The organism is Paenibacillus sp. MSJ-34 (genome assembly GCF_018918005.1).
Lineage (GTDB): Bacteria > Bacillota > Bacilli > Paenibacillales > Paenibacillaceae > MSJ-34.
In genome coordinates, this window is the sequence record NZ_JAHLPR010000009.1 from 100,868 (window position 1) to 127,505 (window position 26,638).

General features: G+C 53.7%; 28 protein-coding genes and 1 riboswitch. Of the genes, 26 read left to right on the top strand and 2 right to left on the bottom strand.

The window, feature by feature from the left end; translation table 11 throughout:
* Nucleotides 1-16: 16 nt before the first annotated feature.
* The 5 genes from KQI79_RS06655 (at nucleotide 17) to prmC (ending at nucleotide 6,861) form a co-directional block, all read left to right on the top strand.
* Nucleotides 17-1,825 carry a metallophosphoesterase family protein gene (locus KQI79_RS06655; RefSeq protein WP_216537440.1) on the top strand — a complete coding sequence of 603 codons (1,809 nt, stop codon included), beginning with the start codon at nucleotides 17-19 and terminating at the stop codon, nucleotides 1,823-1,825.
* A gap of 364 nt (nucleotides 1,826-2,189) precedes the next feature.
* Entirely contained in the window at nucleotides 2,190-2,909 is a 720-nt protein-coding gene (locus KQI79_RS06660; protein ID WP_216537441.1) for an MgtC/SapB family protein, read from the top strand.
* A gap of 760 nt (nucleotides 2,910-3,669) precedes the next feature.
* A complete protein-coding gene (gene ychF / locus KQI79_RS06665; RefSeq protein ID WP_216537442.1) occupies nucleotides 3,670-4,770 on the top strand; it encodes a redox-regulated ATPase YchF in 1,101 nt (366 codons plus the stop codon).
* 86 nt (nucleotides 4,771-4,856) lie between these two features.
* Nucleotides 4,857-5,924, top strand: a complete 1,068-nt coding sequence (gene prfA / locus KQI79_RS06670) for a peptide chain release factor 1 (RefSeq protein WP_216537443.1) — start codon at nucleotides 4,857-4,859, stop codon at nucleotides 5,922-5,924.
* 52 nt (nucleotides 5,925-5,976) lie between these two features.
* A complete protein-coding gene (gene prmC, locus KQI79_RS06675) occupies nucleotides 5,977-6,861 on the top strand; it encodes a peptide chain release factor N(5)-glutamine methyltransferase (protein ID WP_216537473.1) in 885 nt (294 codons plus the stop codon).
* A gap of 160 nt (nucleotides 6,862-7,021) precedes the next feature.
* Here prmC and KQI79_RS06680 read toward each other — a convergent pair whose 3' ends face one another.
* Together KQI79_RS06680 and KQI79_RS06685 are read right to left on the bottom strand one after the other, a co-directional pair.
* Complete coding sequence (locus KQI79_RS06680) at nucleotides 7,022-7,957, bottom strand: dihydroorotate dehydrogenase (protein ID WP_216537444.1); 936 nt, start codon at nucleotides 7,955-7,957, stop codon at nucleotides 7,022-7,024.
* A complete protein-coding gene (locus KQI79_RS06685) occupies nucleotides 7,938-8,639 on the bottom strand; it encodes a dihydroorotate dehydrogenase electron transfer subunit (protein ID WP_216537445.1) in 702 nt (233 codons plus the stop codon). The genes KQI79_RS06680 and KQI79_RS06685 overlap by 20 nt, the downstream gene beginning before the upstream one ends.
* 259 nt (nucleotides 8,640-8,898) lie before the next feature.
* Between KQI79_RS06685 and KQI79_RS06690 the strand changes: the two genes are divergently transcribed.
* The 21 genes from KQI79_RS06690 to KQI79_RS06785 all read left to right on the top strand — a co-directional run bounded on the left by KQI79_RS06690 (nucleotide 8,899) and on the right by KQI79_RS06785 (nucleotide 26,478).
* A complete protein-coding gene (locus KQI79_RS06690) occupies nucleotides 8,899-9,420 on the top strand; it encodes a hemerythrin domain-containing protein (protein ID WP_230190899.1) in 522 nt (173 codons plus the stop codon).
* Nucleotides 9,421-9,662: 242 nt separating this feature from the next.
* On the top strand, nucleotides 9,663-10,391 hold the full coding sequence (gene spoIIR, locus KQI79_RS06695) for a stage II sporulation protein R (RefSeq protein WP_216537446.1): 729 nt from the start codon (nucleotides 9,663-9,665) through the stop codon (nucleotides 10,389-10,391).
* A 217-nt stretch (nucleotides 10,392-10,608) separates the two neighbouring features.
* Nucleotides 10,609-11,814, top strand: coding sequence for an L-threonylcarbamoyladenylate synthase (locus KQI79_RS06700; protein ID WP_216537447.1), 1,206 nt, complete (start codon nucleotides 10,609-10,611; stop codon nucleotides 11,812-11,814).
* Nucleotides 11,815-11,916: 102 nt separating this feature from the next.
* Nucleotides 11,917-12,477, top strand: a complete 561-nt coding sequence (locus KQI79_RS06705) for a manganese efflux pump MntP (protein ID WP_216537448.1) — start codon at nucleotides 11,917-11,919, stop codon at nucleotides 12,475-12,477.
* Between the two features lie 37 nt (nucleotides 12,478-12,514).
* On the top strand, nucleotides 12,515-13,099 hold the full coding sequence (locus tag KQI79_RS06710) for a low molecular weight protein arginine phosphatase (protein ID WP_216537449.1): 585 nt from the start codon (nucleotides 12,515-12,517) through the stop codon (nucleotides 13,097-13,099).
* Between the two features lie 85 nt (nucleotides 13,100-13,184).
* Nucleotides 13,185-13,267, top strand: a riboswitch (ZMP/ZTP riboswitch).
* Nucleotides 13,268-13,437: 170 nt separating this feature from the next.
* A complete protein-coding gene (gene rpiB / locus KQI79_RS06715) occupies nucleotides 13,438-13,896 on the top strand; it encodes a ribose 5-phosphate isomerase B (protein ID WP_216537450.1) in 459 nt (152 codons plus the stop codon).
* Between the two features lie 36 nt (nucleotides 13,897-13,932).
* A complete protein-coding gene (locus KQI79_RS06720) occupies nucleotides 13,933-14,502 on the top strand; it encodes a TIGR01440 family protein (protein WP_216537451.1) in 570 nt (189 codons plus the stop codon).
* A 367-nt stretch (nucleotides 14,503-14,869) separates the two neighbouring features.
* The gene (locus KQI79_RS06725; protein ID WP_216537452.1) at nucleotides 14,870-16,120 is read left to right on the top strand and encodes a serine hydroxymethyltransferase; all 1,251 of its coding nucleotides are present in this window, start codon (nucleotides 14,870-14,872) and stop codon (nucleotides 16,118-16,120) included.
* 732 nt (nucleotides 16,121-16,852) lie between these two features.
* Nucleotides 16,853-17,482, top strand: coding sequence for a uracil phosphoribosyltransferase (gene upp / locus KQI79_RS06730; RefSeq protein ID WP_216537453.1), 630 nt, complete (start codon nucleotides 16,853-16,855; stop codon nucleotides 17,480-17,482).
* A 108-nt stretch (nucleotides 17,483-17,590) separates the two neighbouring features.
* Nucleotides 17,591-18,745 carry a non-hydrolyzing UDP-N-acetylglucosamine 2-epimerase gene (gene wecB, locus KQI79_RS06735; protein WP_216537454.1) on the top strand — a complete coding sequence of 385 codons (1,155 nt, stop codon included), beginning with the start codon at nucleotides 17,591-17,593 and terminating at the stop codon, nucleotides 18,743-18,745.
* 187 nt (nucleotides 18,746-18,932) lie between these two features.
* The gene (locus KQI79_RS06740; protein ID WP_216537455.1) at nucleotides 18,933-19,166 is read left to right on the top strand and encodes an AtpZ/AtpI family protein; all 234 of its coding nucleotides are present in this window, start codon (nucleotides 18,933-18,935) and stop codon (nucleotides 19,164-19,166) included.
* Entirely contained in the window at nucleotides 19,159-19,527 is a 369-nt protein-coding gene (locus KQI79_RS06745) for an ATP synthase subunit I (protein ID WP_216537456.1), read from the top strand. Before KQI79_RS06740 ends, KQI79_RS06745 begins: the two co-directional genes overlap by 8 nt.
* Nucleotides 19,528-19,555: 28 nt before the next feature.
* On the top strand, nucleotides 19,556-20,344 hold the full coding sequence (gene atpB, locus KQI79_RS06750) for a F0F1 ATP synthase subunit A (protein ID WP_216537457.1): 789 nt from the start codon (nucleotides 19,556-19,558) through the stop codon (nucleotides 20,342-20,344).
* Between the two features lie 86 nt (nucleotides 20,345-20,430).
* Nucleotides 20,431-20,646, top strand: coding sequence for a F0F1 ATP synthase subunit C (gene atpE, locus KQI79_RS06755; protein WP_216537458.1), 216 nt, complete (start codon nucleotides 20,431-20,433; stop codon nucleotides 20,644-20,646).
* Between the two features lie 149 nt (nucleotides 20,647-20,795).
* Complete coding sequence (gene atpF / locus KQI79_RS06760) at nucleotides 20,796-21,281, top strand: F0F1 ATP synthase subunit B (protein WP_216537459.1); 486 nt, start codon at nucleotides 20,796-20,798, stop codon at nucleotides 21,279-21,281.
* The gene (locus tag KQI79_RS06765; protein WP_216537460.1) at nucleotides 21,278-21,826 is read left to right on the top strand and encodes a F0F1 ATP synthase subunit delta; all 549 of its coding nucleotides are present in this window, start codon (nucleotides 21,278-21,280) and stop codon (nucleotides 21,824-21,826) included. The genes atpF and KQI79_RS06765 overlap by 4 nt, the downstream gene beginning before the upstream one ends.
* Nucleotides 21,827-21,839: 13 nt before the next feature.
* Nucleotides 21,840-23,354: a F0F1 ATP synthase subunit alpha gene (gene atpA, locus KQI79_RS06770; RefSeq protein WP_216537461.1), complete on the top strand. Its 1,515-nt coding sequence runs from the start codon at nucleotides 21,840-21,842 to the stop codon at nucleotides 23,352-23,354.
* Between the two features lie 130 nt (nucleotides 23,355-23,484).
* Nucleotides 23,485-24,360 carry an ATP synthase F1 subunit gamma gene (gene atpG / locus KQI79_RS06775; RefSeq protein ID WP_216537462.1) on the top strand — a complete coding sequence of 292 codons (876 nt, stop codon included), beginning with the start codon at nucleotides 23,485-23,487 and terminating at the stop codon, nucleotides 24,358-24,360.
* Nucleotides 24,361-24,456: 96 nt separating this feature from the next.
* On the top strand, nucleotides 24,457-25,863 hold the full coding sequence (atpD, locus tag KQI79_RS06780) for a F0F1 ATP synthase subunit beta (RefSeq protein ID WP_216537463.1): 1,407 nt from the start codon (nucleotides 24,457-24,459) through the stop codon (nucleotides 25,861-25,863).
* A 64-nt stretch (nucleotides 25,864-25,927) separates the two neighbouring features.
* Nucleotides 25,928-26,059: a hypothetical protein gene (locus KQI79_RS27965; protein WP_290370007.1), complete on the top strand. Its 132-nt coding sequence runs from the start codon at nucleotides 25,928-25,930 to the stop codon at nucleotides 26,057-26,059.
* 11 nt (nucleotides 26,060-26,070) lie between these two features.
* Nucleotides 26,071-26,478 (top strand): F0F1 ATP synthase subunit epsilon, encoded by a 408-nt coding sequence (locus tag KQI79_RS06785; protein WP_216537464.1) that lies wholly within the window; start codon nucleotides 26,071-26,073, stop codon nucleotides 26,476-26,478.
* The last annotated feature ends 160 nt before the right edge of the window (nucleotides 26,479-26,638 follow it).

Genomic DNA, 26,638 nt, shown 5'->3' on the forward strand with positions numbered 1-26,638 from the left:
GAAAGGACGAATCACGATGAGAGTTGTCATTTTGGGAGATTTCCATTTGCATTCCGACCAATACGACGCGACGCGATCGGCAATGGAGGATATCGCAAATTGCAATCCGGATTTGGTTATACCGCTGGGAGACTTCGGCAGTCAGGGGATGATCGGGCGGATCGAAGGCCTTGAAGAAGCGTTCGAATTTTTGAAGCAAACGGGAGCGCCGTTAAGGCCGATCCTCGGCAATCACGATTTGGAACTGGAATCGGGCAACGGCGTTCAGGCAAAAGGCACGGTTCAGCGGCGTTTTATGGAGATGTTCGATCTGGACAAGCCTTACGGGGTGCTGGAATACGACGATTTCCGCTTCTTCTTCGCTTCCACCGAACCGCAAATGCCGAATTCTTGTTACGACGTGCAGGAATGCTTCGTATCCGACGAACAATTCGATTGGTTGGCGCGGAAATTGAAGGAGCGTCCGAACGTGCCGGTCGTCTTCTTTACGCATGCTCCGCCGATCGGATGCGGGCTGCGTACGGTGCCGAAAGTGCATGTGCGTTCGACGAACGCTTATTTGGATCAAAATCACCAACCGCATCGCTGGCATGAATTAGTTAAAAATACGCCGGAAATCGTCATGTGGTTCTCGGCCCATTATCATCTGAGCCATATTCATACGGATTCGCATACGTACCGGCACGGCACTCATTTCTTTATTACCGGAGTGCACGGGCCGACGTTCACGCGCGACGGAGGACGGCAATCGAGAATTTTGGATATCGATGCCAATGCGGTGCGAGTGCTAACCTTGGATCATACGAAGCGCGCGATCACGGACGAAGGCGGGTGGGAGCATGCCGGCAATGCGAAAGAGCTGATTGCTCCGACCGAAGTTTCGCTCGCTCCCGTTCATTCCTGTTCGGTAGGCGAGGAGCCGGCCATTCGGAACGGTATCGTGCCGCTGTCTTCCAAACGGTATTTGGTTTCGACAGAGGACGGTTTTACGTGGGAGGCGGAGCCGGAAACCGAGTCCGTACTCGGTACGCTTCATATCGGCGCGCCTTTGAAAGGGATTGCCGTGACGCCGGGCCATGTATGGATGGCTTGGGACCGTTTCGTCGGCCGGACGGATCTCCGCAGCCCATGGCGGTTCGTCCGCGATGCGGATGGAGCATGGCCGTTCGAGAAAGTGCGGTTCGAGAGCGAAGCGACCGCGATGGCGGAACGCGATTCCGGGGGAATCTGGGCGGCGGTCGGCACGGAGCTTTGGAGCATTGACGATTCGTCCGGTCCCGGCAAGCTGACGATCGAGCGGACTGCGGCATTGCCGGAATCATGTTTGCAACTGTACGCGGAAGGAACGAAATTATGGATGCTTGCCCATTCGGGCACATTGTACCGTTACGACGACGAGACGCGCGGATTCGTATCGGAGCATACAGGCGTTGCGGCATGGGATGCCTGGCGGGATCAGGAAGCGGCGATCGTGAAAGAGAACGGAGATTTGTCTATCGTTTCGACGGACGGATGCAATCGTTATGTCCTTCCTTTGATGGGTTTGCACCCGGAAGGGGACGAGGGGAACATGCAGATCGTCTGTCTCGGCAATCACCGCATCGCGTTTCTGATTGGCGGGCAAGCTTACTTTGCCGCAGTAAACGAACGAATATTGCGCAAGTTCGATACGGCGGAAGGACGGGCGGTCGCCATTACGCGTTCGTATCCTGACGGAGACGCCTGGATTTGCTCTTCGATCGCCATCGCTATGAACGCGGTCAATGAGGCAAAGCGCCCGAAGCTTCAAGTATGGCGCATCGAGACGAACCGGGAGCGCCTGTAGCTACGTTCTTGGCGATGACGAACCGGTATAGACCAAGCCGGTTAACAGGGACGGATTCGAGGACATCATGTCAGACAATACCGCTCCAGCGGAAAATGGATAGGCAGCCGTTGAAGGACCTTTAAATCAGCAAGCCTGCAAAAATACATCTTTTTTCTCGCGACAATGGAGTATGGGGTGATTTGGTAGGGAATTCCTGTATAATCGCAGGCTTTTTTACCTACCCTCCTGTTTCGATGAGAAATACCTGGATGATTGCAGGAATTTGTAATCGTCACGGGAAATCTTCATGGCGCAACCGGCTGGATACGCGGGAAATCGCTTAGCGCAACGTTATCGTGGGAAGGGGGAGTCGTTTGGAACAATGGGACAAAGCGTTTGGCATATTACCCAGTGGGAATTGGTTCTCAGGCTGATCATGGCCGCCGCCGTGGGCGGTCTCATCGGCATCGAGCGGGAGAGGAACAATCATGCGGCCGGTTTCCGTACGCATATTCTCGTCTGCTTGGGATCCGCGATGATTATGTTATTGTCGATTTACGGTTTTGCCGAATTTGCCGCCGAGCCGAACGTACGGATGGATCCCGCCCGCCTGGCCGCGCAAGTCGTCAGCGGCATCGGGTTTCTCGGCGCAGGCGCCATTTTGCGGAACGGCAATGTCATTAAAGGCTTGACGACGGCCGCATCGGTATGGGTTGTCGCCGCCCTCGGTTTATGCGTGGGAGCAGGCTTCTATACCGGCGCGCTCGTTTGTACGCTATTGGCGCTAATCAGCTTGCATTTATTGAACAAATGGGAAAAAACATGGGGAAAAGAACGTAGAAATCGGGAATTGGACATTGAATTGATCGATTACGCGGGCGTACTCGCCGAGCTCCATGCCGCCTTGCGCGAGAAAGGCATCCATATTGTCAATATGCGGATCGTTCCGGGCAAAGCGGCATCCCGTCCCGCAGGGGAAGCGCCGGCAATCGCCGTCAAGCTGGTGCTGCGGGTCAAGTCGCCGGACAAATTGCTGGCGGCGATCGAAGAAATATCGAAATGGGAGCATGTCGTTTCCGTGCAATCGGAACAGCTGCCATAAATGCGCAAGAAGCAGCGGTGCAGAGAGAGGGGCCCGCTGCTTTTTTGTTTGCCGGCGTCTCGGCGACCCGCCTTATATCGGAATATGTGGGGTTCGTTATGATAGATTAATGTGCCGGTGTTAGTTTATCCCGCGTGTTTCGGTTATACCGTTTCTGGCTCTCGCCTCGTTCCTCTTGATTTTTTCTCCCTTTTGTCGATATCCCGTTTGGTCAGTAGGTTGTTTATCTTCCCTTTGTCGATATCCCGTTTGGTCAGAAGGTTGTGTTTATCTTCCCTTTTGTCGGTATTCCTTTCGATCAGAAGTGGGGCTCCGCTATTCCGGCCGTTCAGAGAGCCGAATTGATTACGAAATTTAGGCAGGAACGGGAATGGCTCGTTCGTATCGAAGGCATAGGCGGCAAACATTTGCATAATGATCTTGTTTTATTCTCGTCTCCAAATAAAAGTTGTACACCGTTTAGTACCACTGTGTACTACGTTCGTTCACCTTGACCCCAAGGAATTTGCATCATGAGCAAAGGGGATTTCGACAGAAGGCGAAATAAGAGACATAGGGACAGGCCCGACAGACACGGGATACCTAGCAGCCACGGGGTAACTACCAGACACGGAATACCTGGCAGACGCGGATTCAGAGAGGCGAACCGGCCCCTCGATTGCGCCGACGCTTGCGGTACAGCGGGGGCTTTCAGTTTTGCGGATTTTACTATATAATATATTAGTTAAGTTGTTATGATAATTAAGGAGTGTATTGATATATGGCTTTGAAAGCGGGCATCGTAGGTTTGCCGAATGTAGGGAAGTCGACATTGTTCAATGCGATTACGCAAGCGGGGGCGGAATCGGCCAACTATCCGTTTTGCACGATCGACCCGAATGTCGGTGTGGTGGAAGTGCCGGACGAGCGTTTGACCAAGTTGACCGAATTGGTCGTTCCGAATAAGACCGTTCCGACGGCCTTTGAATTTGTCGATATCGCCGGTCTTGTGCGCGGCGCAAGCAAAGGCGAGGGGCTTGGCAATAAGTTCTTGGCCCACATTCGCGAAGTGGATGCGATCGTGCATGTGGTGCGCTGCTTCGAAGACGAGAACATTACGCATGTAGACGGAAAGGTCGATCCGATCAGCGATATCCAGACGATTAATCTGGAATTGATTCTCGCGGATCTGGAAAGCGTGGAGAAACGGATCGAACGTTCCCGTAAAAATATGAAGAGCGGCGACAAAAAATATGCCGCCGAAGTCGAGGTGCTGGAGCGCGTGAAGGAAGCGCTGTATGCCGACAAACCTGCGCGCAGCGTCGAGCTCTCGGAGGAAGAGAAGCTGATTATTCGCGACTTGCATTTGCTGACGATCAAGCCGGTGCTGTACGCAGCCAACGTAAGCGAAGACGAAGCGGGCGATGCGGACAACAACCCCTATGTGCAGAAGGTGCGTGAGTTTGCGGCGGAAGAGGGCGCGGAAGTCGTACCGATCAGCGCAAAGGTTGAATCGGAGATCGCGGAACTGGAAGGCGAAGATAAAGCGATGTTTCTGGAAGAGCTCGGCTTGGAAGAGTCGGGACTTGACCGGTTAATTCGGGCGGCGTATCGCTTGCTGGGCTTATATACGTATTTTACGGCAGGGGTGCAGGAAGTTCGCGCCTGGACGATTCGCAAAGGCACGAAAGCGCCGCAGGCGGCCGGCGTTATCCACAGCGATTTCGAGCGCGGGTTCATCCGTGCGGAAGTGGTGTCTTACGACGATCTGATCGCTGCCGGCTCGATGAACGCAGTCAAGGAGCGGGGCCAGCTTCGTTTGGAAGGCAAGGAATATGTCGTGCAGGACGGCGACGTAATGCATTTCCGTTTCAACGTTTAGCGCGTGCCGAAGCGGAATGAGGGCCAAGCGGTCGATGCGGCCTGCATAAAATACATTATTATTGAAACAGATTGAGGTGAACGAACATGTTGGACAAATTGCAATCCATTGCGGATCGTTATGAGAAATTAAGCGAATTGTTGTGCGATCCGGACGTGGCGAACGATTCCAAAAAATTGCGCGATTATTCGAAAGAACAATCCGATATTCAACCGACGTACGAGGCGTACGTCGAATATAAGAATGTGATAGAAGAACTGGAAGCGGCCAAACAAATGCAGGGCGAAAAGCTGGACGATGAAATGCGCGAAATGGTCAAAATGGAGATTGAAGAGCTGAGCGCCAAGCAGAAGGAATTGGAAGAAAAAATCCGGATCTTGCTTCTTCCGAAAGATCCGAACGACGACAAGAACGTCATTGTGGAAATTCGCGGCGCGGCGGGAGGGGACGAGGCGGCATTGTTCGCGGCGGACCTGTACCGCATGTATACGCGTTATGCGGATGCGCAAGGCTGGCGAGTGGAATTGATGGACGCCAATATTAACGATCTCGGCGGCTTCAAGGAAGTGATCTTCATGATTAACGGCCGTGGCGCTTACAGCAAGTTGAAATACGAGAGCGGCGCACATCGCGTGCAGCGCATTCCGGTAACGGAATCGGGCGGACGCATTCATACGTCCACGTCGACGGTTGCGGTGATGCCGGAAGTCGAGGAAGTCGAAGTGGAAATTCTCGACAAGGACATTCGGGTCGATACGTTCTGTTCCAGCGGAGCGGGCGGGCAATCGGTCAATACGACGAAGTCGGCCGTACGGGTAACGCATATCCCGACCGGAATCGTAGCGACGTGTCAGGACGGAAAGTCGCAAAACGACAATAAAGTCAAAGCGCTGCAAGTGCTGCGCGCGCGCATTTACGATATTATGCGCCAAGAAGAAGAAGCGAAGTACGCCGGCGAGCGGAAGAGCAAAGTCGGTACGGGCGACCGCAGCGAGCGGATTCGCACGTATAATTTTCCGCAAAGCCGTGTGACCGACCATCGGATCGGTTTGACGCTGCATAAGCTTGACGCGGTCATGAACGGCGATATGGAGGAAATTATTGCCGCCTTGACGTTGACCGAACAAGCTGAGCTCATGGAAAAAGCGGAATAATCGGCGGTTGGCGCCGATCATTCGAAGCCTCTGCGGGAAGAGAGTGTGTTCGATGCAAAATAAGACGATACGCGAAGCCTTTGTGGAGGCTTCTTCTTTTTTAAGCGAGCGGGGCGTGGCGGAAGCGCCGCATGTGGCGGAGCTGCTGCTGCGGCATCTGCTCGGCCTGGACCGCGCGGCGTATTTGCTGCGTTGGCACGAGGCTTTTCCGCCGGAGCGGGAGGCGCAGTGGCGGCAAATCGTGGCGCGCAAAGCGGCCGGGGAGCCGGCGCAGTATATTATCGGGGAACAGGAGTTCTACGGTCTCCCGTTCGAGGTGACGCCGGCGGTGCTGATCCCGCGGCCGGAGACGGAGTTGCTCGTCGAGGCCGTCGTGCGGGAAGGGCGGCGGTTGTGGCCGGACGGCGCGGATGCGTCTGCGGCCGCGCCGTCCGTGGCCGACATCGGCACCGGGAGCGGAGCGATTGCGGTGACGCTCGCGGTGCAATGTCCGACATGGCGCGTATGCGCATCGGACATTTCCGCCGCTGCGCTCGAAGTGGCGCAGCGCAATGCGGCGCGCAACGGCGCAGCCGCGCGCATCGCGTGGGCGAACGGCGACCTGCTGGCGCCGTTCGCGGGGGAGCGGTTGGACATCGTCGTGTCCAACCCGCCGTACATCCCCGCGGGAGACATCGCGGGGCTGCAGCCGGAGGTGCGCGACTATGAGCCGCGCACCGCGCTGGACGGAGGTACGGACGGGCTCGACCCGTACCGCCGCATGCTCGCGCAGCTGCCGCTGCTCGCGGGCGCGCCGCGCGTCATGGGCTTCGAGCTTGGCATGGGCCAAGCTCGCGAAGTCGCCGCCATGATGGAGGCGGCGGGACATTGGGACACGGTATACATCGTGCCCGACTTGGCGGGGATCGAACGGCATGTCATCGCCGTCCGCACATAAAACAACGATAATCGCCCGGTTCGCGCTTCGAACCGGGCTTTATTATCGGCAATTTTGCGGTATAGGGAGCTGTTTCGCACCTGTTCTGAGCGAACGGGATTTCGGCAAAAGGAGCGCAGCAGAAGTAATCCGCAATCCCCGAGTGCGTAAATTCAAATCGCTAAATGATGCCGCGGATTTCGTCCAGACTCTCGATGTTCTCCCGTTCCATAAACGCCTCGATGCCGGCAACGATGTCCTCGCCTGCACGGAGATTCGTGAAGTTGGCAGTGCCGATCTGGACGACGGCGGCCCCGGCCATAATGAATTCGATCGCGTCGCTTGCATTGGCGATGCCGCCTATTCCCATGATCGGAATTCGCACTTGTCCGGCGACCTGGTGCACCATGCGCAGCGCGATCGGTTTAATCGCAGGGCCGGACAATCCGGCATAGCCTTGCTCGAAAACGCTTTTTCTGCGGTTAATATCTATCGCCATAGCGGAGAATGTGTTGACAAGCGACAGCGCCTCGGCCCCTTCTTCCTCGCACATTGCCGCCATTTGGACGATATTCTCGGCGTTCGGCGACAGCTTGACCGCAAGCGGAAGCGATGTTGCCGCCCTGACCTCGCGCACGACCGTTCGGGCCATGTCTGTCCTGATTCCGTAAGCCAACCCGCCATCTTTCACATTCGGGCACGAAATGTTTAGTTCGATCATCATATCGACGCCTTGACCCCCTTGCAATCTCCGTTTCATCGTATACTCCGTGATTGCGCGTGCGCCAAGCACATATTCATCGACATCGCTGCCGCCAAGATTAATAATTTTTACCGGCTTGATCGTCTCCATAAATTTCATCTCTCGCTCCAGGAAAGCGGGAATGCCCGGATTTTCCAGCCCGACGCTGTTCATCATTCCCGACGCGGTTTCCCATGCTCGAAAGCCGACGTTCCCGGTTCTCGGACGGAACGTCAATCCTTTGCCGGCAATGCCGCCAAGCTTATTAATATCGTATATTCGGGCATATTCCATGCCGAAGCCGAACGTTCCCGAAGCCATCACGACCGGATTGGCAAACGGAATGCCCGCCACATTACAAACCATATTCCGCATCAAAGTTCACTTCCCTCGCTAGAAATACCGGACCGTCCGCGCAAGCTTTCCTGTTTCCCTCTTTACAAACTACGCTGCAAACGAGACAAGCCCCGATGCCGCAAGCCATATGCTTCTCCAACGATACATAGACGGCCGTTCCCGTATGCTCCGCTTTTTGCGCGAGCGCTCGCATCATGGCGTTCGGGCCGCAAGCGAAGATCGCATCATATAATCCGATCTCCAGATCATTCACCAGACTTAGCCCGAATTTCGGTATAACGCGTCTTGCTGCCCGGCGAAATTCATCGACCAGATACGGTTCGTGGCTAAAGCCTAAATAAACGTCGGCCGCGGGCAATTGTTTGGCGGCATAATAGAACGGGGCGATCCCCACGCCTCCGCCAACAAGCGCGATTTTTCCTTTCAAATTCGGAAAGCCGTTCCCGAACGGTCCTTCCAGTCCGATCGAATCTCCCGGTTTCAGCCGCGCCAATCTCATTGTGCCTTTCCCGCGCACCTTGTACAAAAATTGAATCATGCCCGGCTTGATATTAAAAATACTAAGAGGACGTGACAGCAGCGGATCATTCTTCCATGCGCGGAGCATATAAAATTGGCCCATCCCGCCTGAAAATTCGCCTTCGACCGTCAGAAGCCATATATTCCCGGCAACTTCGGTGTTTGAAATAACGGTTGGCATACGCAACTCCTTTCAGGCAAAATATCTTCATTCCCTATTGCTAGCATAGCCGAATGCAAGCCCAAATCGAATGATAAGAGTCACAGTGCTGCCAACTCCGGATCGTGCCGAGAGCATAGGTGTCGCGCAATGTGAAAGAAATGTCACAAAAGTGTACCGGGTAATGCGATTGATAAGTGAATTAATTCACATACGATTTTTCCGTATTTCTATACTCTTAATGTAAGGAAGCGACGAAAGCATATTTATGGAGGGATGCATGATGAAAACTTATGCCGGACTGACCATTGGAGAAGAGATATTGAATCACCCGTTGTATCTTTTGGAAGAGGCGGTTGACCGATTGAAGGAAGAGCATGCGGCCCTTCGGAAAGGGCTGATGGAACTGCGCGAGGCTGCACAGACCATCGTGCGGGAGCGGCATGACGAGCAACTGATTCACATCATCACCGGTCTGAAAAAGAAGGTTGTATCCTATATGAGCGAACTGGCCGCCCATGCCAGATGGGAAGATGAAACGCTATTTCCGATGATCGCTTGGTATTTCGGCGAAGAGCCCGAGCAGTTTTGCGCGATGGAGCATGGCCATGAGTTGGCCGAGCAGTACGTATTGGCTTTTCTGGGGGCGCTGGATCGTGCAGTGCTGCCGATTCGGCCGGAAGCTGCGACGGAGATGGCTTCTTATTTGGCACAGGCTTATCTAGTACTGATGAATCACTTTCAGGAAGAGGAAGAAATGATTGTTACGCTTGCCGACCGTTCGAATGCATACGGTTACTAGGCAAAAGCGTTAACAGACGACAATGAGATTGGGTAAATGATGACAAGGGGCGCTGCGGAGTCAGCGGCCCTTTTTTTGATAGAAAATTTAATAGATTGATAGGTTTAAGTTTCACCCGTACGGGCATACTGATCAATAGAACTCATGAGTCTCTTATAGTTTCAGCACTTATACATAGCCGCTCGAACCATCGATAATCGAACGGCGATCCTATGATAGCGCTGCTAGGGAGGCGTTTTGGTATGTTGCGTAAATCGGGACTTTTTGCCGCTTTTATTATATTCGCTTTGGTTACTATGATGATGAGTTGGGAGTTGAACCGCACGGATGCGGCGGTTGTGCAAGGCGCGATTCCGCAAGAATCGATTCGCCTGCGCATTTTGGCGAACTCGGATAGCGCTGCCGATCAGGCAGTGAAAAGGCAAATCCGCGACAAGATTGTCGCGCAAATGAATACATGGGTCGAACAGCTTGAAGAACCGCAAAGTTTGGAAGAAGCGCGCCGGATCGTAACGACGCATTTGTCCGAAATTGAGGCGATTGTGGCGGAGGAATTGGAAGCAAAACAAATCGATTACGGCTATCAGGTCGATTTCGGCAACGTGCCGTTTCCGACAAAAATGTACGGCGATCAAGTATATCCCGCCGGGGATTACGAGGCGGTACGGGTGACTTTGGGCAAAGGCGAGGGACAGAATTGGTGGTGCGTCTTGTTTCCTCCGCTCTGCTTTATCGATGCGGGAACGGGCGAAGCGGTCGCTAAATCCCGCGACGGCCAGGAGCAAGCGGCACAAGGGAATGCCGATGCCAAAACGGATGCGAAGAGCGTCAAAGCGAACGGAAAAGCGGAGCAGGGCGCGGAGAGAATCAATGTCGGCGCGGCCGCTGCGGCGGGCGAGACGGAAGTGCGTTTCTTCTTATGGGATTGGCTCATGCGCTTGTTCGACTTTATCGCCGGCCTGTTCGCATAAAGGCGGCAGGCGCGTCGCCCAGGATGCGATGTTGGGCGATGCGGGACGGTTCATTGCTCGATCCGTTTGCAGCGCGTCCCTTGCCTTGCCGGGAACGTTGTACGTAGAATGCCGGGCAGCTAAAACGGCGGTGGCGATTGTGTTATAATGTACATAATGAGAAGCAGCAACATTCATTAGTACGCACTAGCGAGCGAAGTAAGGAATTGAGAAACGGATGAATAACCATAATACGACCGAAGCGTTTGGAACAGAAAATAGGAAGAAAGATACCCGCTTATGGAGCGTTGCAAGCGGAGCTTCCGCCGACAGCGAATCGGCGATTCGGGAAGCGGCGGCCATGATCGAGGCGGGCGGGACGGTCGCTTTTCCGACCGAGACGGTGTACGGTTTAGGAGCCGACGCCCGCAATACGCAGGCGGTGGAGCGGATTTTCCAGGCCAAAGGAAGGCCTTCGGACAATCCGCTTATCGTTCATATCGCTGACAGAGAGCAGCTGGACGAATTGGTGCTGCCGTACGGCGAGACGGCGCGCCGATTGATGGCGCGCTTCTGGCCGGGCCCGCTAACGCTTGTCTTGCCGGCGCGCCCCGGCGCCGTCTCGCCTCGCGTCACCGCGGGGCTGCCGACCGTCGCCGTGCGGATGCCGGCGCATGACGTCGCGCTGCGGCTGATTGCGGCCGCGGGATGTCCCGTAGCGGCGCCGAGCGCGAACCGCTCCGGACGCCCGAGCCCGACGCTCGCCGCGCATGTGCGCGAAGACCTCGCCGGCTGCATTGACGGCATCGTCGACGGCGGGCCGACCGGCGTCGGCCTCGAATCGACCGTCGTCGAGCTGATCGGCGAGCGCGTCAATGTGCTGCGCCCGGGCGGCGTGACGCCGGCCGAGCTGCGGGAAGTCGCGGGCGAGGTCACGCTCGAGCCCGCGCTGGACGCCGCGTCCGATACGCGCCCGGAAGAGGCGGTCGCCCGGGAACGCACAGGCCGGGACGGCGACGCCGTCCAAAGCCGGAACGCGCCGCGGGCGGACAACCAAACGGCGGAGCCCGCACCGCGCTCCCCCGGTATGAAATATGCGCATTACGCGCCTCGCGGCGCCATGCGCATCGTGAAAGGGGCCGCGCCCGAGCGCGTATCGGCTTGGATCCAAGCCGAACTGGACGCGGCCCGGCGGCGCGGGGAACGCACCGGCGTACTCGCCTTCGACGAGCACGCGGGCGCCTATCGCGCCGACCTGGTCGTCTCCTGCGGCAGCTTGCGCGCCTTGGAGACGGCCGCGCAGCGGCTATACGCCGCGCTGCGCAGCTTCGACGAGCATGGCATCGGCTTCATCCTCGCCGAAGCGTGCCCCGAAGAGGGGATCGGACTTGCCGTCATGAATCGGCTCGTCAAAGCGGCGGGGCACCGAATCGTCGAAGTATAGGACTTTAATGAACTCGCCTTCTTATATTTTTCTCACGCCGAGTAATCTTTCCACACTTGTCCGCATATGGTGTACAAGACGCTATGGACAAGGGGAGAGATTATGTTGGACGGACCGGCTCAATGGGGTGAATTGTTTACCATCTTTATTATGGCGGTGGCGCTGGGATTGGACGCGTTCTCGCTGGGCATCGGCATCGGATTGAAGGGCATCCGCCTGCGCGATATCGCCACCATCGGCTCCGTTGTAGCGTTGTTCCATATGATGATGCCTTTGATGGGCTTGTTTACGGGACAGTATGTCGGCTATTTGCTCGGCCACGTGGCAACCGCCGCAGCCGGGGTGCTGCTGCTTTTGCTTGGAGGACATATGATTTACAGTTCCATGCGGGGCGAGGAGAAACGCTCTTTCGATCACCGCAGCGCCGTCGGCGTGCTGCTTTTTTCGTTAAGCGTGAGCATCGATTCCTTCTCCGTGGGCGTGTCTTTGGGCATGTTCAAAGTCGATCCGATTGTCGCCGTTCTCTCGTTCGGCATTTGCGGGGGCATCATGTCGATGATCGGCCTGTTCCTCGGCAGACAAGCCAGCCGCCGGCTCAGCGAATACGGGGAGACGGTCGGAGGCGCTATTTTATTCACTTTCGGACTTCTTTTTTTATTTTGATAAGGTACAAATCTGTTGGACATAAAGGAGAACGCACGTGAAAAACATTTTATTCGTATGCACCGGCAATACATGCCGCAGCCCGATCGCGGAAGTTATATTGCGCCACAAGGCGGCTGAGCGCGGATTGGAGCTGGACGTTCGTTCCGCCGGCGTCTCCGCCCTCAAAGGGGCGAAGATGTCGCCGAATACGGCGGAGACGTTGCGAAGCTATGAGATTGCCGAAGACTGGGCTTCTACGCCGCTCACAAAAGAGGAAGTCGGCTGGGCCGAATTGATCTTGACGATGACGAACGGCCATAAGCGGTATGTGGTGCAAAGCTATCCCGAAGCGGTCGATAAGACATTCACTTTGAAAGAATATATCGAATCGGACGAACGCGTTCTATCCGGCTTGAAAGAGTTTGAGGAACTCGTCGCCGAGTATCATTTGAAAAAAATGATCGGAGAATCGGTCTCGGAGCAAGATCACGCCCGAATGGCCGAACTGCAGCGGAACATCCCGAATTTCGACATTTCCGATCCGTTCGGCGGCTCGCTCGAGACGTATCGCGCCTGCGCGGCGGAGATCGAGGAGGCGCTTCACAAGCTGCTGGACAAGCTGGCACAGGAGGAGGCGTGACGGCCGCCGGCCTTCTGTTTGCTTCGCGGTCGATTAGCGGATTGCTTTTCGATAGGAAATGCGTTATGATACCTATATCAAAAAGGAATTCCGATGTAACTGGCGACAAATGTGGGGGAAACCACGGTGGAGCATCGGAATATACGGCCGGTCGCCTGGGCAAAGAGCAATGCGTGTTTTCGACACGTCGTGCTCTTTTTTTCGTTTTTCTCCGCACATTTAGGTATAATAATGGCTAGACGTATTGCTTACAAAACAAGCGTATGCTTCCGAAGCAAGTTTTTAGTACGAAGTCGTTTCGAGAAGCAGCGCTCACAAAACTTTTAGGAGGAACTGCTATGAAAATTGCAATTGGTGCGGATCATGCGGGGGTCCGTTTGAAAGACGGTATTATTGCGGTTATTCGTTCGTTAGGTCATGAAGTGGAGGATTTCGGCTGCCATTGCTCCGATTCGGTAGATTATCCGGATTACGCGCTGCCGGTATGCGAGAAAGTGGCTTCCGGCGAAGCCGATCGCGGCGTACTTATATGCGGGACGGGAATCGGGATGAGCATCGCGGCCAACAAAATTCCCGGCATCCGCTGCGCGTTGGTCCATGATTTGTTCTCCGCCAAAGCGACGCGCGAACATAACGATTCGAACGTGCTCGCGATGGGAGAGCGCGTCATCGGCCCCGGCGTCGCCGAGGACATTGTGCGCATCTGGCTTGAAACCGAATTTAGCGGCGGCGAGAGACATGTCGGCCGGGTAAGCAAAGTACAGGCGCTTGAAGAAAAATACAGCCTGCATCCATAATCGGGAACGATACGATTCGAAAAAGGGGTGTTCGGTGTGAGTGAATTCGATGCGTATGCCGGTCAAGCGGAAACGGTGGCAAGGGAACTTGCGTCGGCCGGCAACTTGCGGGCAGGGCAGCTGGTCGTGATCGGCGCGAGCACGAGCGAAGTGCTGGGCCGGCATATCGGCACGTCCGGGACGGAGGAGGTTGCCGCCGCGCTTTATACGGGGCTTGCGCGGGCGCAAGCCGACATCGGCTTTCATCTGGCGTTTCAATGCTGCGAGCATTTGAACCGCGCTTTGGTGGTGGAACGCGCCGTACTGGGCGCTTACGGGCTTGACGAAGTGTCCGCCGTGCCGGTGGCGAAAGCGGGCGGGTCGATGGCCGCCTACGCTTTCCGTCGGATGGCCGATCCGTGTTTGGCCGAGACGATTCAGGCCCATGCCGGCATCGATATCGGCGAGACGCTGATCGGCATGCACTTGCGGCGCGTTGCCGTACCGCTGCGGCCTTCCGTTCGCCAGATCGGCGCGGCGCGCGTCACGGCCGCTTATACGCGGCCCAAATTGATCGGCGGCGAGCGGGCCGTGTACCGGCGCCCCGATGCGGACGCTTGCGTGTAAAGGGCGCGATCGATGGCGCAATGATCGGATGTCGCCTGTCATTCGTTTATAGAGGTTGTTCAAAAAGTCCCCTTTTGATCACGAAGATGAACTGGGAGCAGACTCGACATCGAATCTTGCGTTCACCCTCGAAGAGCGTATGCTTACGAAGTATGTTTCCTCCGGAAACATTGCAGGTGCTCATGTAGGTTTTGCCTACACTCCGCTCCTCCTGAAAGTTTTGCGCAGCAAAACTCGCTTCGGAAGCATGGGCTTCGGGTTCTCGCAACCTTCTCGGTGCTGAAAAGTCGACTTTTTGAACTCGCACTGATACATTCCTTTTCGAAGGAAAGTTTTTATAAATTAATCATTTCAAGGAGGATTTACCATGACGGAACATTTGAAACAAGCGGATCCGGAAGTGCTGAAAGCGATGGATCTGGAACTCCAGCGCCAGCGCAACAATATCGAACTGATCGCGTCCGAGAATATCGTGAGCGAAGCGGTCATGGAAGCGATGGGTACCGTATTGACGAATAAATACGCGGAAGGCTATCCGGGCAAGCGCTACTACGGCGGCTGCGAGCATGTCGACATTGTGGAAAATATCGCGCGCGACCGCGCGAAGCAGTTGTTCGGCGCGGATCATGCCAACGTGCAGCCTCATTCCGGCGCGCAGGCGAATATGGCCGTTTACTTGGCAGCGCTGAAACCGGGAGATACGGTGCTCGGCATGAATTTGGCGCATGGCGGCCATTTGACGCACGGCAGTCCGGTCAACGCTTCCGGCTTGCTGTACAATTTCGCGGCGTACGGCGTGAACGAGAATACGTTCCGCATCGATTACGACGAAGTGCGCAAAGCGGCCTTCAAGCATCGCCCTCGCCTGATCGTGGCCGGCGCGAGCGCGTATCCGCGCATCATCGATTTCGAGGCGCTCGGATCGATTGCCCGGGACGTAGGCGCCTTGTTTATGGTGGACATGGCGCATATCGCAGGCTTGGTAGCGGCAGATTTGCATCCGAATCCGGTGCCTCACGCCCAATTCGTAACGACAACGACGCACAAGACGTTGCGCGGGCCGCGCGGCGGCATGATTTTATGCACGTCGGCATGGGCGCAAGCGATCGATAAAGCGGTATTCCCGGGCACGCAAGGCGGACCGCTGATGCATGTCATCGCTTCGAAAGCCGTTGCGTTCGGCGAAGCGCTGCAGCCGTCTTTCAAAACGTACGCGCAAAACGTAGTCAACAACGCCAAAGCTTTGGCGGAAGGCCTTCTTGCGGAAGGGCTGACGCTCGTATCCGGCGGCACGGACAACCATTTGATGCTGATCGACACGCGCAGCGTGAACATTACGGGGAAGGACGCCGAGCATGTGCTCGATTCCGTCGGCATCACGGCCAATAAGAACGCGATTCCGTTCGATCCGACAAGCCCGTTCGTTACGAGCGGCATCCGCGTCGGTACGCCTGCGGCGACGTCGCGCGGCATGGACGAAGCCGCGATGAAGACGATCGCGAAAGTGATCGGCATGACGCTCAAAAATCCGAAGGACGAAGCGACGCTCGACAAGGCGCGCTCCATCGTGCGCGATCTTACGGCACAATACCCGCTTTATCCGAACTTGAAATATTAAGATGCGAATCGAACCGTTCCTCATGTTGGGGAACGGTTTTTTTGGCTGCGATTCTTCGTCGCCGTATAAAGTCGCAGAAGGCACATATCGGGTAATCGTATGTTGTACAAAATACAATATTGTGACGCCAAATACGGTGGGGAGAGCCTGGATGTTGTACAATGTGCAGCATATTCCGAGGATAACCCGCCATTTTTGCTCATTTCGGCTCGATATGCTGCATTTTATGCAATATAGCCTATGGAAACCGGAGAAGGGAGCGGAAAATGTTGTACTTTGTGCAGTATTGTGCCGGTTGGATAGCCTATGGGGAGGGGAAAACGGGGGAAGGCCACAGGTACGCCGCAGGTACGCGCCTCGCACATCGAGCAGGCCGCAATCTGATTAAATATCGGCGGTAAGACCAATGCTGGCTAATGGAGCGACAAGCGGGGAATAGCGGAACTTTCCTGGAGGAGATAAGGCGCTGCCGGCTATCTATCGTGCCATATGATCTGCTACGCGGCCGCCAACCTATCGCGCCATGCGGCTCGCTGCATAACTGACGCCATCGCGTCGAATTTTACAAAAAAATGCCGCATCGCGTGCAGTCGAACTTATGGAGTGATATAATAGAAAAAGCTATGCAAAATTTCAACTAGAATCTGCAGCAGCATGAGATTTTGCTTCGTCCCACTGTTCGGGGGCGGCGCGAAATCGAAGTGAGCATTCGACAAGCGAAGGAGACATAGTATGAGTAAATTAGTGATCTGCGATCACCCTTTGATTCAACACAAGATGACCTTTATACGCGACACGCGGACGAACACGAAAGAATTCCGCGAACTGGTGGATGAAGTAGCGACATTGATGGCATATGAGATTACGAGAAACATTCCGCTCGAGACGATCACCGTCGAAACGCCGGTGACGACGACGGAGAGCAAAGTGATTTCCGGCCGCATGCTCGGCTTGATTCCGATCTTGCGGGCCGGGCTTGGCATGGTGGACGGCGTGCTGAAATTGATACCCGCCGCGAAAGTGGGACATATCGGATTGTTTCGCGATCCGGAGACGCTGACGCCGGTCGAATATTATGTGAAGCTGCCGACGGACGTCCAGGAGCGCGAACTGATCGTGATCGATCCGATGCTGGCGACGGGCGGTTCCGCGATCGCGGCGATCGACGTTCTGAAAAACCGGAACTGCACGCAAATCAAGCTCATGTGTTTAATCGCTGCGCCTGAAGGAGTCGAGGCCGTGCAGAAGGCCCATCCGGACGTGGATATTTACATCGCCGCGTTGGACGAGCGTCTTAACGATCACGGCTATATCGTTCCCGGTTTAGGCGACGCGGGAGACAGATTGTTCGGCACGAAGTAGTGCGTTAGAAATCGTTCATAACGTCCTGTTCCGGGGCGCCGCTCTCGCGCTATCCTCGGAACAGCGGCTTTTTGAACCCGTATTATGGACTGGAAACGAGGGGAAACGATGAGCAAAATTAAGGTGATGACGATTTTCGGCGTTCGTCCGGAAGCGATCAAGATGGCGCCTTTAGTATTGGAATTGCAGAAGCATCCGGAGCGGATCGAATCGCTCGTGTGCGTCACGGCGCAGCATCGGCAGATGCTCGACCAGGTGCTGGACGTTTTCCGCATAAGGCCGGACTATGATCTTGACGTCATGAAAGAAAAGCAAACGCTTAACGAAATTTCGATTCGCGTGTTGCGAGGCTTGGAGCCTGTTTTGCAAGAAGCCAAGCCCGATGTCGTGCTGGTGCACGGCGATACGCTTACGACGTTCTTGGCCAGCTATGCCGCCTTCCTGCAGCAGATCAAGGTGGGGCATGTCGAAGCGGGATTGCGCACGTGGAATAAATTGTCTCCTTATCCGGAGGAAATGAACCGCCAGCTAACGGGCGTGCTTGCCGACATGCATTTTGCGCCAACCGATCTGGCCGCAGACAACTTATATAAGGAAAATAAAAATAAATCAACGGTGTATGTCACAGGCAACACGGTCACCGACGTGTTTCAATATACTGTACAGCACAATTACAACCATCCGGTGCTGGAATGGGCGAAGGGCAAAAGATTGGTTCTCATGACGGCTCATCGGCGCGAAGCGCAGGGAGAGCCGCACCGCAATATTTTCCGCGCGGTGAAACGGATCGCCGACGAATTCGCAGATATCGCGATCGTATATCCGGTTCATCCGAGTCCGGCGGTGAAACAGCCGGCCTATGAAATTTTGGGAGATCATCCCCGAATAAGACTGATCGACCCGCTCGACGTTGTCGAACTGCATAATTTTTATCCGCATACGCATCTCATCTTGACGGATTCCGGCGGCTTGCAGGAAGAAGCTCCTTCGTTCGGGGTGCCGGTGCTGGTATTGCGGGATACGACGGAACGTCCCGAAGGCATCGATGCGGGTACGCTGGAATTGGTCGGTACGGACGAGGAGCGCGTCTACGAACGGACGAAGGCGCTGTTGACGGACGCGGCGTTATACGGGCGAATGAGCGAAGCTTCCAATCCTTTTGGCGACGGACAAGCGTCCAAAAGGATCGTTCAGGCGATATTGCATCATTTTGGAAAAAGCGACGAACGGCCGGATTCGTTTTCACAAAAAGTTCACAGTTAGGAAATTATCGGCTGTCTATGACATAAGTCACTAGCATACAGTTGTACTGTACGGTTTCTAAGGCTGTGGAGGCTTGATTTGACGCTGTTTCCGGTGTTATTTGGCATGCATAAATAAAGTTAATTTGAATTGACAAAGTATGTTTTTTATAAGTACAATGAATTGGGATTGTAAGGATTGGTGTCGAATGAGCGAACCTACGAACCATGCCAAGATTTGGAAGGCCGCCGGCCTGGTAAGCGCTATCGGAGCCGATATTGCGGTATGTACCGTTCTCGGTTTTTACGGAGGGCGTCTGCTCGGCGGATGGCTTGGCAACGAAGCCCTTTGGACGGCGGTTGGCGTGTTGTTCGGGATTTTGCTCGGTTTTACGACAGTATTCCTCATAATAAGGAAAGTATTGGAGGAGCAGGATGGATGAATTGGCTCTCCATACAAAAGCGCTGATCAGGATCACCTGCTTTTTTCTAGCCTTTTGTTTGTTGCTCTGGATTGTTTTGCCGGAATATCGCAGCTTGATTTTAGGAGTTATTGCAGGGACAAGCGTCAGTGCTTTCAATTCGATTCATTTGGCGATCCGGACAAGAATGTTCACGGAAGCCGCCCTTGAAGGCAAGCGCAAGCATACCGGTTTCGCGGTCCGTGCGGCGATGTCCGTGCTCGTCGTACTTGCCGCTTATAAACTGGAGCAAATCGACGTGATTTCTACTATTGTCAGTTTGTTTGCTGTTCATCTCATATTTACTGGCATTGGTATTGTTCTTTTACACAAAAGGAAATGAAAATTATTCCATGGAAAGGGGTGAGAACATGCATGACGCTCCGATTATTAATGTAGCCGGAATCGATATCGATCTCTCGATTGTTATTATGCTGATTGTTACTTGTACAATCGTTTTTGTCTTTGCCAAACTGGCTACGCGCAATCTGTCGGTCGATAATCCGAGCAAACTGCAAAGCTTTTTAGAATGGGGCGCCGATTTCATTAAAGATATGGTATCCAGTACCATGGATTTCAAAAAAGGAAAAGTATTCGTATCGTTAGGAATGACGATTATACTGTTCGTTTTTGTCGGCAATCTGTTGGGTATACCGTTTTCGATCGTTACGGAAGGCCATGATCCCCAAACGATATTCGGCCAGGAAATCAAGGCGACAAGCCAAGAACGTATGGACGAATTGGCTGCCAAAGGCAAAGAGCCTCATTACGAGCTTGTATGGTGGAAGTCGCCGACGGCGGATATGTCCGTTACGATGGGGTTGGCGTTTATGGTTTTCGTACTAGTGCATTTCCTGGGTATGACGCGGAATACGAAAGCGTACTTTAAGCACTATTTGGAACCGTCTCCCTTATTTTTCCCTATTCACCTCGTCGAAGTATTTACGAAGCTGGTAACGCATGGAATGCGGCTATTCGGTAACGTATTCGCAAAAGAGGTATTGATGACCGTTCTGGTCAGCGCGGGAATTGCAGCGATTCCCGGTATTATTATCTGGCAAGCGTTTGGTTTATTCATTTCGGGAATTCAAGCTTTCGTATTCACGATTTTGACGATGGTATATTTATCGCAAGCGTTGGAAAGCCACGACGACCATTAAGCGATGTTGAATTCATCTGTAATTCAGACCGATTCATCGGTTTGACTACAATATAAAATATTGAAAACATAGGAGGATATAATAAGATGGCATTTTTAGCAGCAGCAATTGCAATTGGTTTGGCCGCAGTCGGCGCAGGTTTCGGTATCGGTATGATTGGCAGCAAAACGGTTGAAGGTATCGCTCGTCAACCTGAAGCCGCCGGCGCGCTTCGTACGACGATGTTTATCGCGATGGGTATGGTTGAGGCCGTTCCGATTATCGCGGTCGTACTTGCTTTCTTGTTCTATATTGGAGCTTAATATCCGATCGAAGGTTTGGCGGGGAAGGCCATTGCCCTCCACGCCTTCCTTTTAGTTGGATGGCATTGCCCGAATAAATGTAAGATCATAAATGACTTAACGATATGATAGACATGGGGTTGAACACACTCAGAAAGGAGTGACAGGGATTGAATTTCGTACCATCTTCCACCGTATTTACGATCATCGCGTTTTTAATACTTTATTTTTTGCTTAACAAATATGCATTCGGCCCGCTGTTCAGCATTATGGAAAAACGCAAAGAACGCGTACTAGGCGAACTTCAAGAAGCGGAACAAAGCCGTAAGCAAGCGGAAGCTTTGATCGCCGAGCAGAAAGAAGCTTTGCAGCAAGCCCGCAAAGACGCTTACGAAATTATCGAACAATCTAAAACGACTAGCACGAAGCAAGCCGAGGAAATTATCGCTCAGGCGAAAGAAGAGGCGAATCGTCTGAAAGACGAAGCCGTTCGCGAAATCGAAAGCGAGAAGAACAAGGCGGTTACCGCTCTTCGCAGTCAAGTCAGCGGTATGTCCGTCATGATCGCTTCCAAAATTATCGAGAAGCAAATCGATGAGAAATCGCAAGAGGAATTGGTTGACCATTACCTGAAAGAGGTAGGGGAGAAGCAATGAGCCGTGATATTGTCGTAGCGAAACGATACGCAAAAGCGCTTTTTCAAGTGGCGCAAGAGAAGAACAGCATCTCCCAAACCGAGCAGGAATTGAAGTTGATCGTGGATGTTGTTAACGAGAGCGTGGACTTGCAAAAGTTTCTAAAGGCACCGAATATCGACCTCTCGGCCAAGCTGGACGTCCTGAACAATGCGCTCTCCGGCAAATTGAGCGAGACGGTTTTGAATACAGTGAATCTATTGATTCAAAGAGGCAGACATGATCTTCTTAACGCGATGTTGGAAGCTTATGTCAAAATTTCCGGCGAAGCCCTCGGTCAGGCGGACGCGAGCGTCGTATCCGCTTATCCGCTCAGCCAGCCCGAATCGGAATTGATCGCGCAGCAATTCGGGAAACTCGTCGGCAAAAAAATTCGCGTTCAAAATGTAGTCGATAAAAGCATTATCGGCGGCATTCAAGTGCGGATCGGAGACAGGCTGTATGACGGAAGTATATCCGGCAAGCTTGCTCATATGGAAAAATCATTGAAAACTCAAGCACTGTAAGGGGTGAAGCGAATTGAGTATCAAACCTGATGAAATCAGCACGCTGATTAAAAGTCAAATTGAAAAATATAAATCGGAAATTCAAGTTGTAGACGTAGGTACGGTCATCCATGTCGGTGACGGAATCGCTCGCGTCCACGGGCTTGAGAATGCGATGGCGGGGGAACTGCTCGAGTTTTCCAACGGAGTCGTAGGTATGGCATTGAACCTGGAAGAGGATAACGTAGGTGTCGTTATTTTCGGACCGTATACGGACATTCGCGAAGGAGATCAAGTAAAGCGGACGGGCCGCATTATGGAAGTGCCTGTCGGCGAAGCGCTGCTCGGACGCGTCGTTAACCCGTTAGGTATCCCGGTTGACGGCAAAGGCCCGGTTGCAACGACGGAATTCCGTCCGGTCGAGAGCAACGCTCCCGGCGTTATTGAACGGAAATCGGTTCACGAACCGATGCAAACGGGTATTAAAGCGATCGACTCCATGGTTCCGATCGGCCGCGGACAACGCGAATTGATCATCGGGGATCGCCAAACCGGTAAAACGACGATCGCCATCGATACGATCATCAACCAAAAAGGCAACGGCGTGAAATGTATTTACGTTGCGATCGGCCAGAAGCAATCCACGGTTGCGCAAGTGGTTGAAACGCTTCGCCGCAACGGCGCGCTGGATTACACGATCGTCGTGACGGCATCCGCATCCGAGCCTGCGCCGCTTCTGTTCATGGCGCCTTATGCGGGCTGCGCGATGGCCGAATACTTCATGTACAAAGGCGAGCATGCCTTAATCATTTACGACGACTTGTCCAAACAAGCGGCCGCTTACCGCGAGCTGTCCTTGCTTCTGAAACGTCCTCCGGGCCGGGAAGCTTATCCTGGAGACGTATTCTATCTTCACTCCCGTTTGCTTGAGCGCGCGGCGAAATTAAGCGACGAACTCGGCGGCGGATCGATCACGGCTCTTCCGTTTATCGAGACGCAGGCGTCCGACGTATCCGCTTATATTCCGACGAACGTTATTTCGATTACGGACGGACAGATCTTCCTGGAATCCGACTTGTTCTATTCCGGCCAACGTCCTGCCGTTAACGTCGGTATTTCCGTATCCCGCGTAGGGGGCTCGGCGCAAATCAAGGCGATGAAGAAGGTCGCCGGTACGCTGCGTCTGGACCTTGCCGCGTTCCGCGAATTGCAAGCTTTTGCCCAATTCGGTTCCGACCTGGATAAAGCGACGCTAGCCCGCTTGAACCGCGGTCAACGGATGATGGAAGTGCTGAAACAAGGCGTCAACCAGCCGATGCCGGTTGAGAAACAGGTCGTGAGCCTGTATACGGCGACGAAAGGGTATTTGGACGAAATTCCGGTTGCCGACGTGCTTCGTTTCGAGAAAGAGTTCCTGTCCTTCCTGGATTCGAACCATCCGGAAATTTTGCAATCGATCCGCGATACGAAAGACCTGGTTGCCGATAACGAGAACGCTTTGAAAGAAGCGATTGAGAAATTCAAAAAAGGATTTAGCGTTTCGGCGTAACGATAGATTGTAGCCGAGCTTTTAGTCGGCTCGGTATCCCGTATTAACTTTGCGGTCGGCAGGGCTTAACGATAAGGCGCATGCGCTGAAGACGAACGCTTTGCCCGCAAAGTTCGAAAGAGGTGAAATCATGGCAAAAGGAATGCGCGACATTAAACGCCAAATCAAGAGCGTTCAAAATATGAAGCAAATTACGAAAGCGATGGAGATGGTGGCGGCTTCCAAGCTGAGAAAGGCGCAAGAGAAAGCGGAAGCGTCCCGTCCGTACGCGGATAAGCTGAAAGAGGTCGTAAACAGCATTGCATCCGGGACCCAAGGGATTACACATCCGATGCTGCAAAAACGCGAGATCAAGAAAACGGGTTACTTGATCATCACCTCCGACCGCGGGCTTTGCGGCGGTTACAACGCGAACATCCTTCGCAAGCTGCAGCAAACCATTTCCCAGAATCACCGCTCTTCCGACGAATATGCATTGTTTGTGATTGGACGCAAAGGAAGAGATTATTTCCGCCGTAGAGGCTTGCCTGTCGTCGAAGCGGTCACGGAATTGCCCGACTCCCCGACGTATGCGGATATTAAGTCGATCTCTTACAAAGCCGTCAAATATTTTGAGGAAGAACAGTATGACGTACTGTACTTGTTCTATAACCAGTTCGTGAACGCGATTACGCAAATTCCGGTGCAAAAGCAGCTGTTGCCGCTGGAAGACATGAAAGAAGAATCGAAGTCGGATGCGGGCGCGAAGGCTTCGTACGAATACGAGCCGTCTCCGGAAGCCGTGCTTGAGACGTTGCTGCCGAAATATGCGGAAACGTTGATCTACAGCGCGCTGTTGGACGGAAAGGCGAGCGAGTTCGGCGCGAAGATGACCGCCATGGGCAGCGCGACGAAGAACGCCTCGAAGATGATCAACGAATTGACTCTGACATACAACCGTGCGCGCCAAGCCGCGATTACACAAGAGATTTCGGAAATTGTGGCCGGTGCGAACGCGCAAGGATAACCCGCGCGGGTGGCTTGCAGGCAAGTTTTGCTGTGCAGAACTTAAGCGGATGCTTAAGAAGTCAGCTTCCTCGCGGAAGCTTTAGGAGGGAAAAAAATGAACAAAGGACGCGTTATTTCCATTATGGGTCCGGTTGTCGATATTGAATTCGAACGTGATCAACTGCCGGAAATTTTCAACGCGATTAAAATTGAGAAAAAAGCCGAGTCCGCAGGCGAGCCCGACATTAACCTGACCGTGGAAGCCGCTCTGCACTTGGGCGACAATATTGTTCGTTGTATTGCGATGTCGTCGACGGACGGGCTTGTTCGCGGCATGGAAGCGGTCGATTTGGGCGCTGCGATTTCGGTACCGGTCGGCGCTCCTACGTTGGGCCGCATTTTTAACGTATTGGGCGAACCGATTGACAACGCGGGCGACGTGGCGGAAGGCGTAAAATTGCCGATTCACCGCGAAGCGCCGAAGTTTGACGAGCTTTCCACGCAAGCGGAAATGTTGGAAACCGGAATTAAAGTAATCGACTTGCTGGCTCCGTACGCGAAAGGCGGTAAGATCGGCCTGTTCGGCGGCGCGGGTGTCGGCAAAACGGTAACGATTCAAGAATTGATTAACAACATCGCGCAAGAGCACGGCGGGATTTCCGTATTCTCCGGTGTCGGCGAGCGTACGCGCGAAGGGAACGACCTTTACCACGAGATGTCCGATACGGGCGTTATCTCCAAAACGGCGATGGTGTTCGGGCAAATGAACGAGCCGCCGGGCGCGCGTCTGCGCGTTGCGTTGACGGGTCTGACGATGGCCGAATATTTCCGCGATGAAGAAGGTAAAGACGTACTTCTGTTTATCGATAATATTTTCCGTTTCACGCAAGCGGGCTCGGAAGTATCCGCCTTGCTCGGACGCATGCCGTCCGCGGTAGGTTACCAGCCTACGCTGGCAACGGAAATGGGCCAATTGCAAGAACGGATCACTTCGACGAAGAAAGGTTCGGTTACTTCCATTCAGGCGATCTACGTGCCTGCGGACGACTATACGGACCCTGCTCCGGCAACGACGTTTGCGCATTTGGACGCGACGACTAACTTGGACCGCAAAATTTCCGAGATGGGGATTTTCCCGGCGGTTGACCCGCTCGCTTCCAGCTCGCGCATTCTTTCGCCGGACGTTGTCGGGGAAGAACATTATCAAACTGCGCAAGGCGTGAAGAAAATTCTTCAACGCTACAAAGAACTGCAAGATATTATCGCGATCCTCGGGATGGACGAATTATCCGAAGAAGATAAAATCACCGTTTCGCGCGCGCGCAGAATTCAATTGTTCTTGTCGCAGCCGTTCCATGTCGCAGAACCGTTTACGGGCTTGAAAGGGAAGTACGTTCCGATTAAAGAAACGGTGCGTAGCTTCAAAGAAATTTTGGACGGCAAGCACGACGAGCTCCCTGAGGAAGCTTTCCGTTATGTAGGAACGATTGAAGAAGCTGTAGAGAAAGCAAAAACGCTGTAAGCCGGCCGCAACGTTAAGCGTTTCGTGATGGAACGCACATCGGCCGCACTCGAAGTAAGACGCTATGCTTGGCATGGTGGCTGCTTACGAAGTTAGCTTTGCTTCGCAAGGCTTGGCGGATGCTTACGAAGCTAGTTTTCCTGCGGAAAACGAAGTCGTTGCTTACGAAGATAGCTTTGCTGCGCAAAGCTTTTAGGAGGACTCCAAATGAGCACCTTTTTATTAGAAATTGTCACTCCGGAGCGCATCGTATACACCAAAGAGGTTGATATGGTAAGTGTAAAAGGGGTCGAAGGCGAACTGGGGATCATGGCAGGACATGTACCTTTAGTAACCCCGCTCAAAGTTGCTCCGATTCGAGTAAAAAAAGACGGTAACGTGGAAGAACTGGCCGTTCACGGCGGTTTTATTCAAGTTGGCAAAGATAAGGTCGTTATTTTGGCGGAAAGCGCGGAATTATCCAACGAAATCGATCTCAGCCGGGCAAAGGCTGCGAGAGAACGTGCGGAACGCCGCCTTGCCAGCAAAAAGGACGAGTTCGACCATCGTCGTGCCGAACTGGCGCTGCAAAGAGCGATGGCGCGGATCGAAGTTGGGGAACATCGTTCGTCATAGCGTTAACGGGAAAGTCGGGACCGGGGGTCCCGGCTTTTTTAACATTATAGAATTTATAAAATTTTGGGGTGGGCAGGGCTTCCGCCTCGTTTTTGTTTTTGGTAAGGTTAGGATATGGAGACGAACGTGCTAAAACGAATCTTCTTTGATGAACATGGAC

Excerpts from the sequence above, each read along its gene's own strand:
- KQI79_RS06655 (WP_216537440.1), top strand. The coding sequence starts at position 17 with ATGAGAGTTGTCATTTTGGGAGATTTCCATTTGCATTCCGACCAATAC.
- KQI79_RS06660 (WP_216537441.1), top strand. The coding sequence starts at position 2,190 with ATGGGACAAAGCGTTTGGCATATTACCCAGTGGGAATTGGTTCTCAGG.
- ychF (WP_216537442.1), top strand. The coding sequence starts at position 3,670 with ATGGCTTTGAAAGCGGGCATCGTAGGTTTGCCGAATGTAGGGAAGTCG.
- prfA (WP_216537443.1), top strand. The coding sequence starts at position 4,857 with ATGTTGGACAAATTGCAATCCATTGCGGATCGTTATGAGAAATTAAGC.
- prmC (WP_216537473.1), top strand. The coding sequence starts at position 5,977 with ATGCAAAATAAGACGATACGCGAAGCCTTTGTGGAGGCTTCTTCTTTT.
- KQI79_RS06680 (WP_216537444.1), bottom strand. The coding sequence starts at position 7,957 with ATGCGGAATATGGTTTGTAATGTGGCGGGCATTCCGTTTGCCAATCCG.
- KQI79_RS06685 (WP_216537445.1), bottom strand. The coding sequence starts at position 8,639 with ATGCCAACCGTTATTTCAAACACCGAAGTTGCCGGGAATATATGGCTT.
- KQI79_RS06690 (WP_230190899.1), top strand. The coding sequence starts at position 8,899 with ATGATGAAAACTTATGCCGGACTGACCATTGGAGAAGAGATATTGAAT.
- spoIIR (WP_216537446.1), top strand. The coding sequence starts at position 9,663 with ATGTTGCGTAAATCGGGACTTTTTGCCGCTTTTATTATATTCGCTTTG.
- KQI79_RS06700 (WP_216537447.1), top strand. The coding sequence starts at position 10,609 with ATGAATAACCATAATACGACCGAAGCGTTTGGAACAGAAAATAGGAAG.
- KQI79_RS06705 (WP_216537448.1), top strand. The coding sequence starts at position 11,917 with ATGTTGGACGGACCGGCTCAATGGGGTGAATTGTTTACCATCTTTATT.
- rpiB (WP_216537450.1), top strand. The coding sequence starts at position 13,438 with ATGAAAATTGCAATTGGTGCGGATCATGCGGGGGTCCGTTTGAAAGAC.
- KQI79_RS06725 (WP_216537452.1), top strand. The coding sequence starts at position 14,870 with ATGACGGAACATTTGAAACAAGCGGATCCGGAAGTGCTGAAAGCGATG.
- upp (WP_216537453.1), top strand. The coding sequence starts at position 16,853 with ATGAGTAAATTAGTGATCTGCGATCACCCTTTGATTCAACACAAGATG.
- wecB (WP_216537454.1), top strand. The coding sequence starts at position 17,591 with ATGAGCAAAATTAAGGTGATGACGATTTTCGGCGTTCGTCCGGAAGCG.
- KQI79_RS06740 (WP_216537455.1), top strand. The coding sequence starts at position 18,933 with ATGAGCGAACCTACGAACCATGCCAAGATTTGGAAGGCCGCCGGCCTG.
- KQI79_RS06745 (WP_216537456.1), top strand. The coding sequence starts at position 19,159 with ATGGATGAATTGGCTCTCCATACAAAAGCGCTGATCAGGATCACCTGC.
- atpB (WP_216537457.1), top strand. The coding sequence starts at position 19,556 with ATGCATGACGCTCCGATTATTAATGTAGCCGGAATCGATATCGATCTC.
- atpE (WP_216537458.1), top strand. The coding sequence starts at position 20,431 with ATGGCATTTTTAGCAGCAGCAATTGCAATTGGTTTGGCCGCAGTCGGC.
- KQI79_RS06765 (WP_216537460.1), top strand. The coding sequence starts at position 21,278 with ATGAGCCGTGATATTGTCGTAGCGAAACGATACGCAAAAGCGCTTTTT.
- atpG (WP_216537462.1), top strand. The coding sequence starts at position 23,485 with ATGGCAAAAGGAATGCGCGACATTAAACGCCAAATCAAGAGCGTTCAA.
- atpD (WP_216537463.1), top strand. The coding sequence starts at position 24,457 with ATGAACAAAGGACGCGTTATTTCCATTATGGGTCCGGTTGTCGATATT.
- KQI79_RS27965 (WP_290370007.1), top strand. The coding sequence starts at position 25,928 with ATGCTTGGCATGGTGGCTGCTTACGAAGTTAGCTTTGCTTCGCAAGGC.
- KQI79_RS06785 (WP_216537464.1), top strand. The coding sequence starts at position 26,071 with ATGAGCACCTTTTTATTAGAAATTGTCACTCCGGAGCGCATCGTATAC.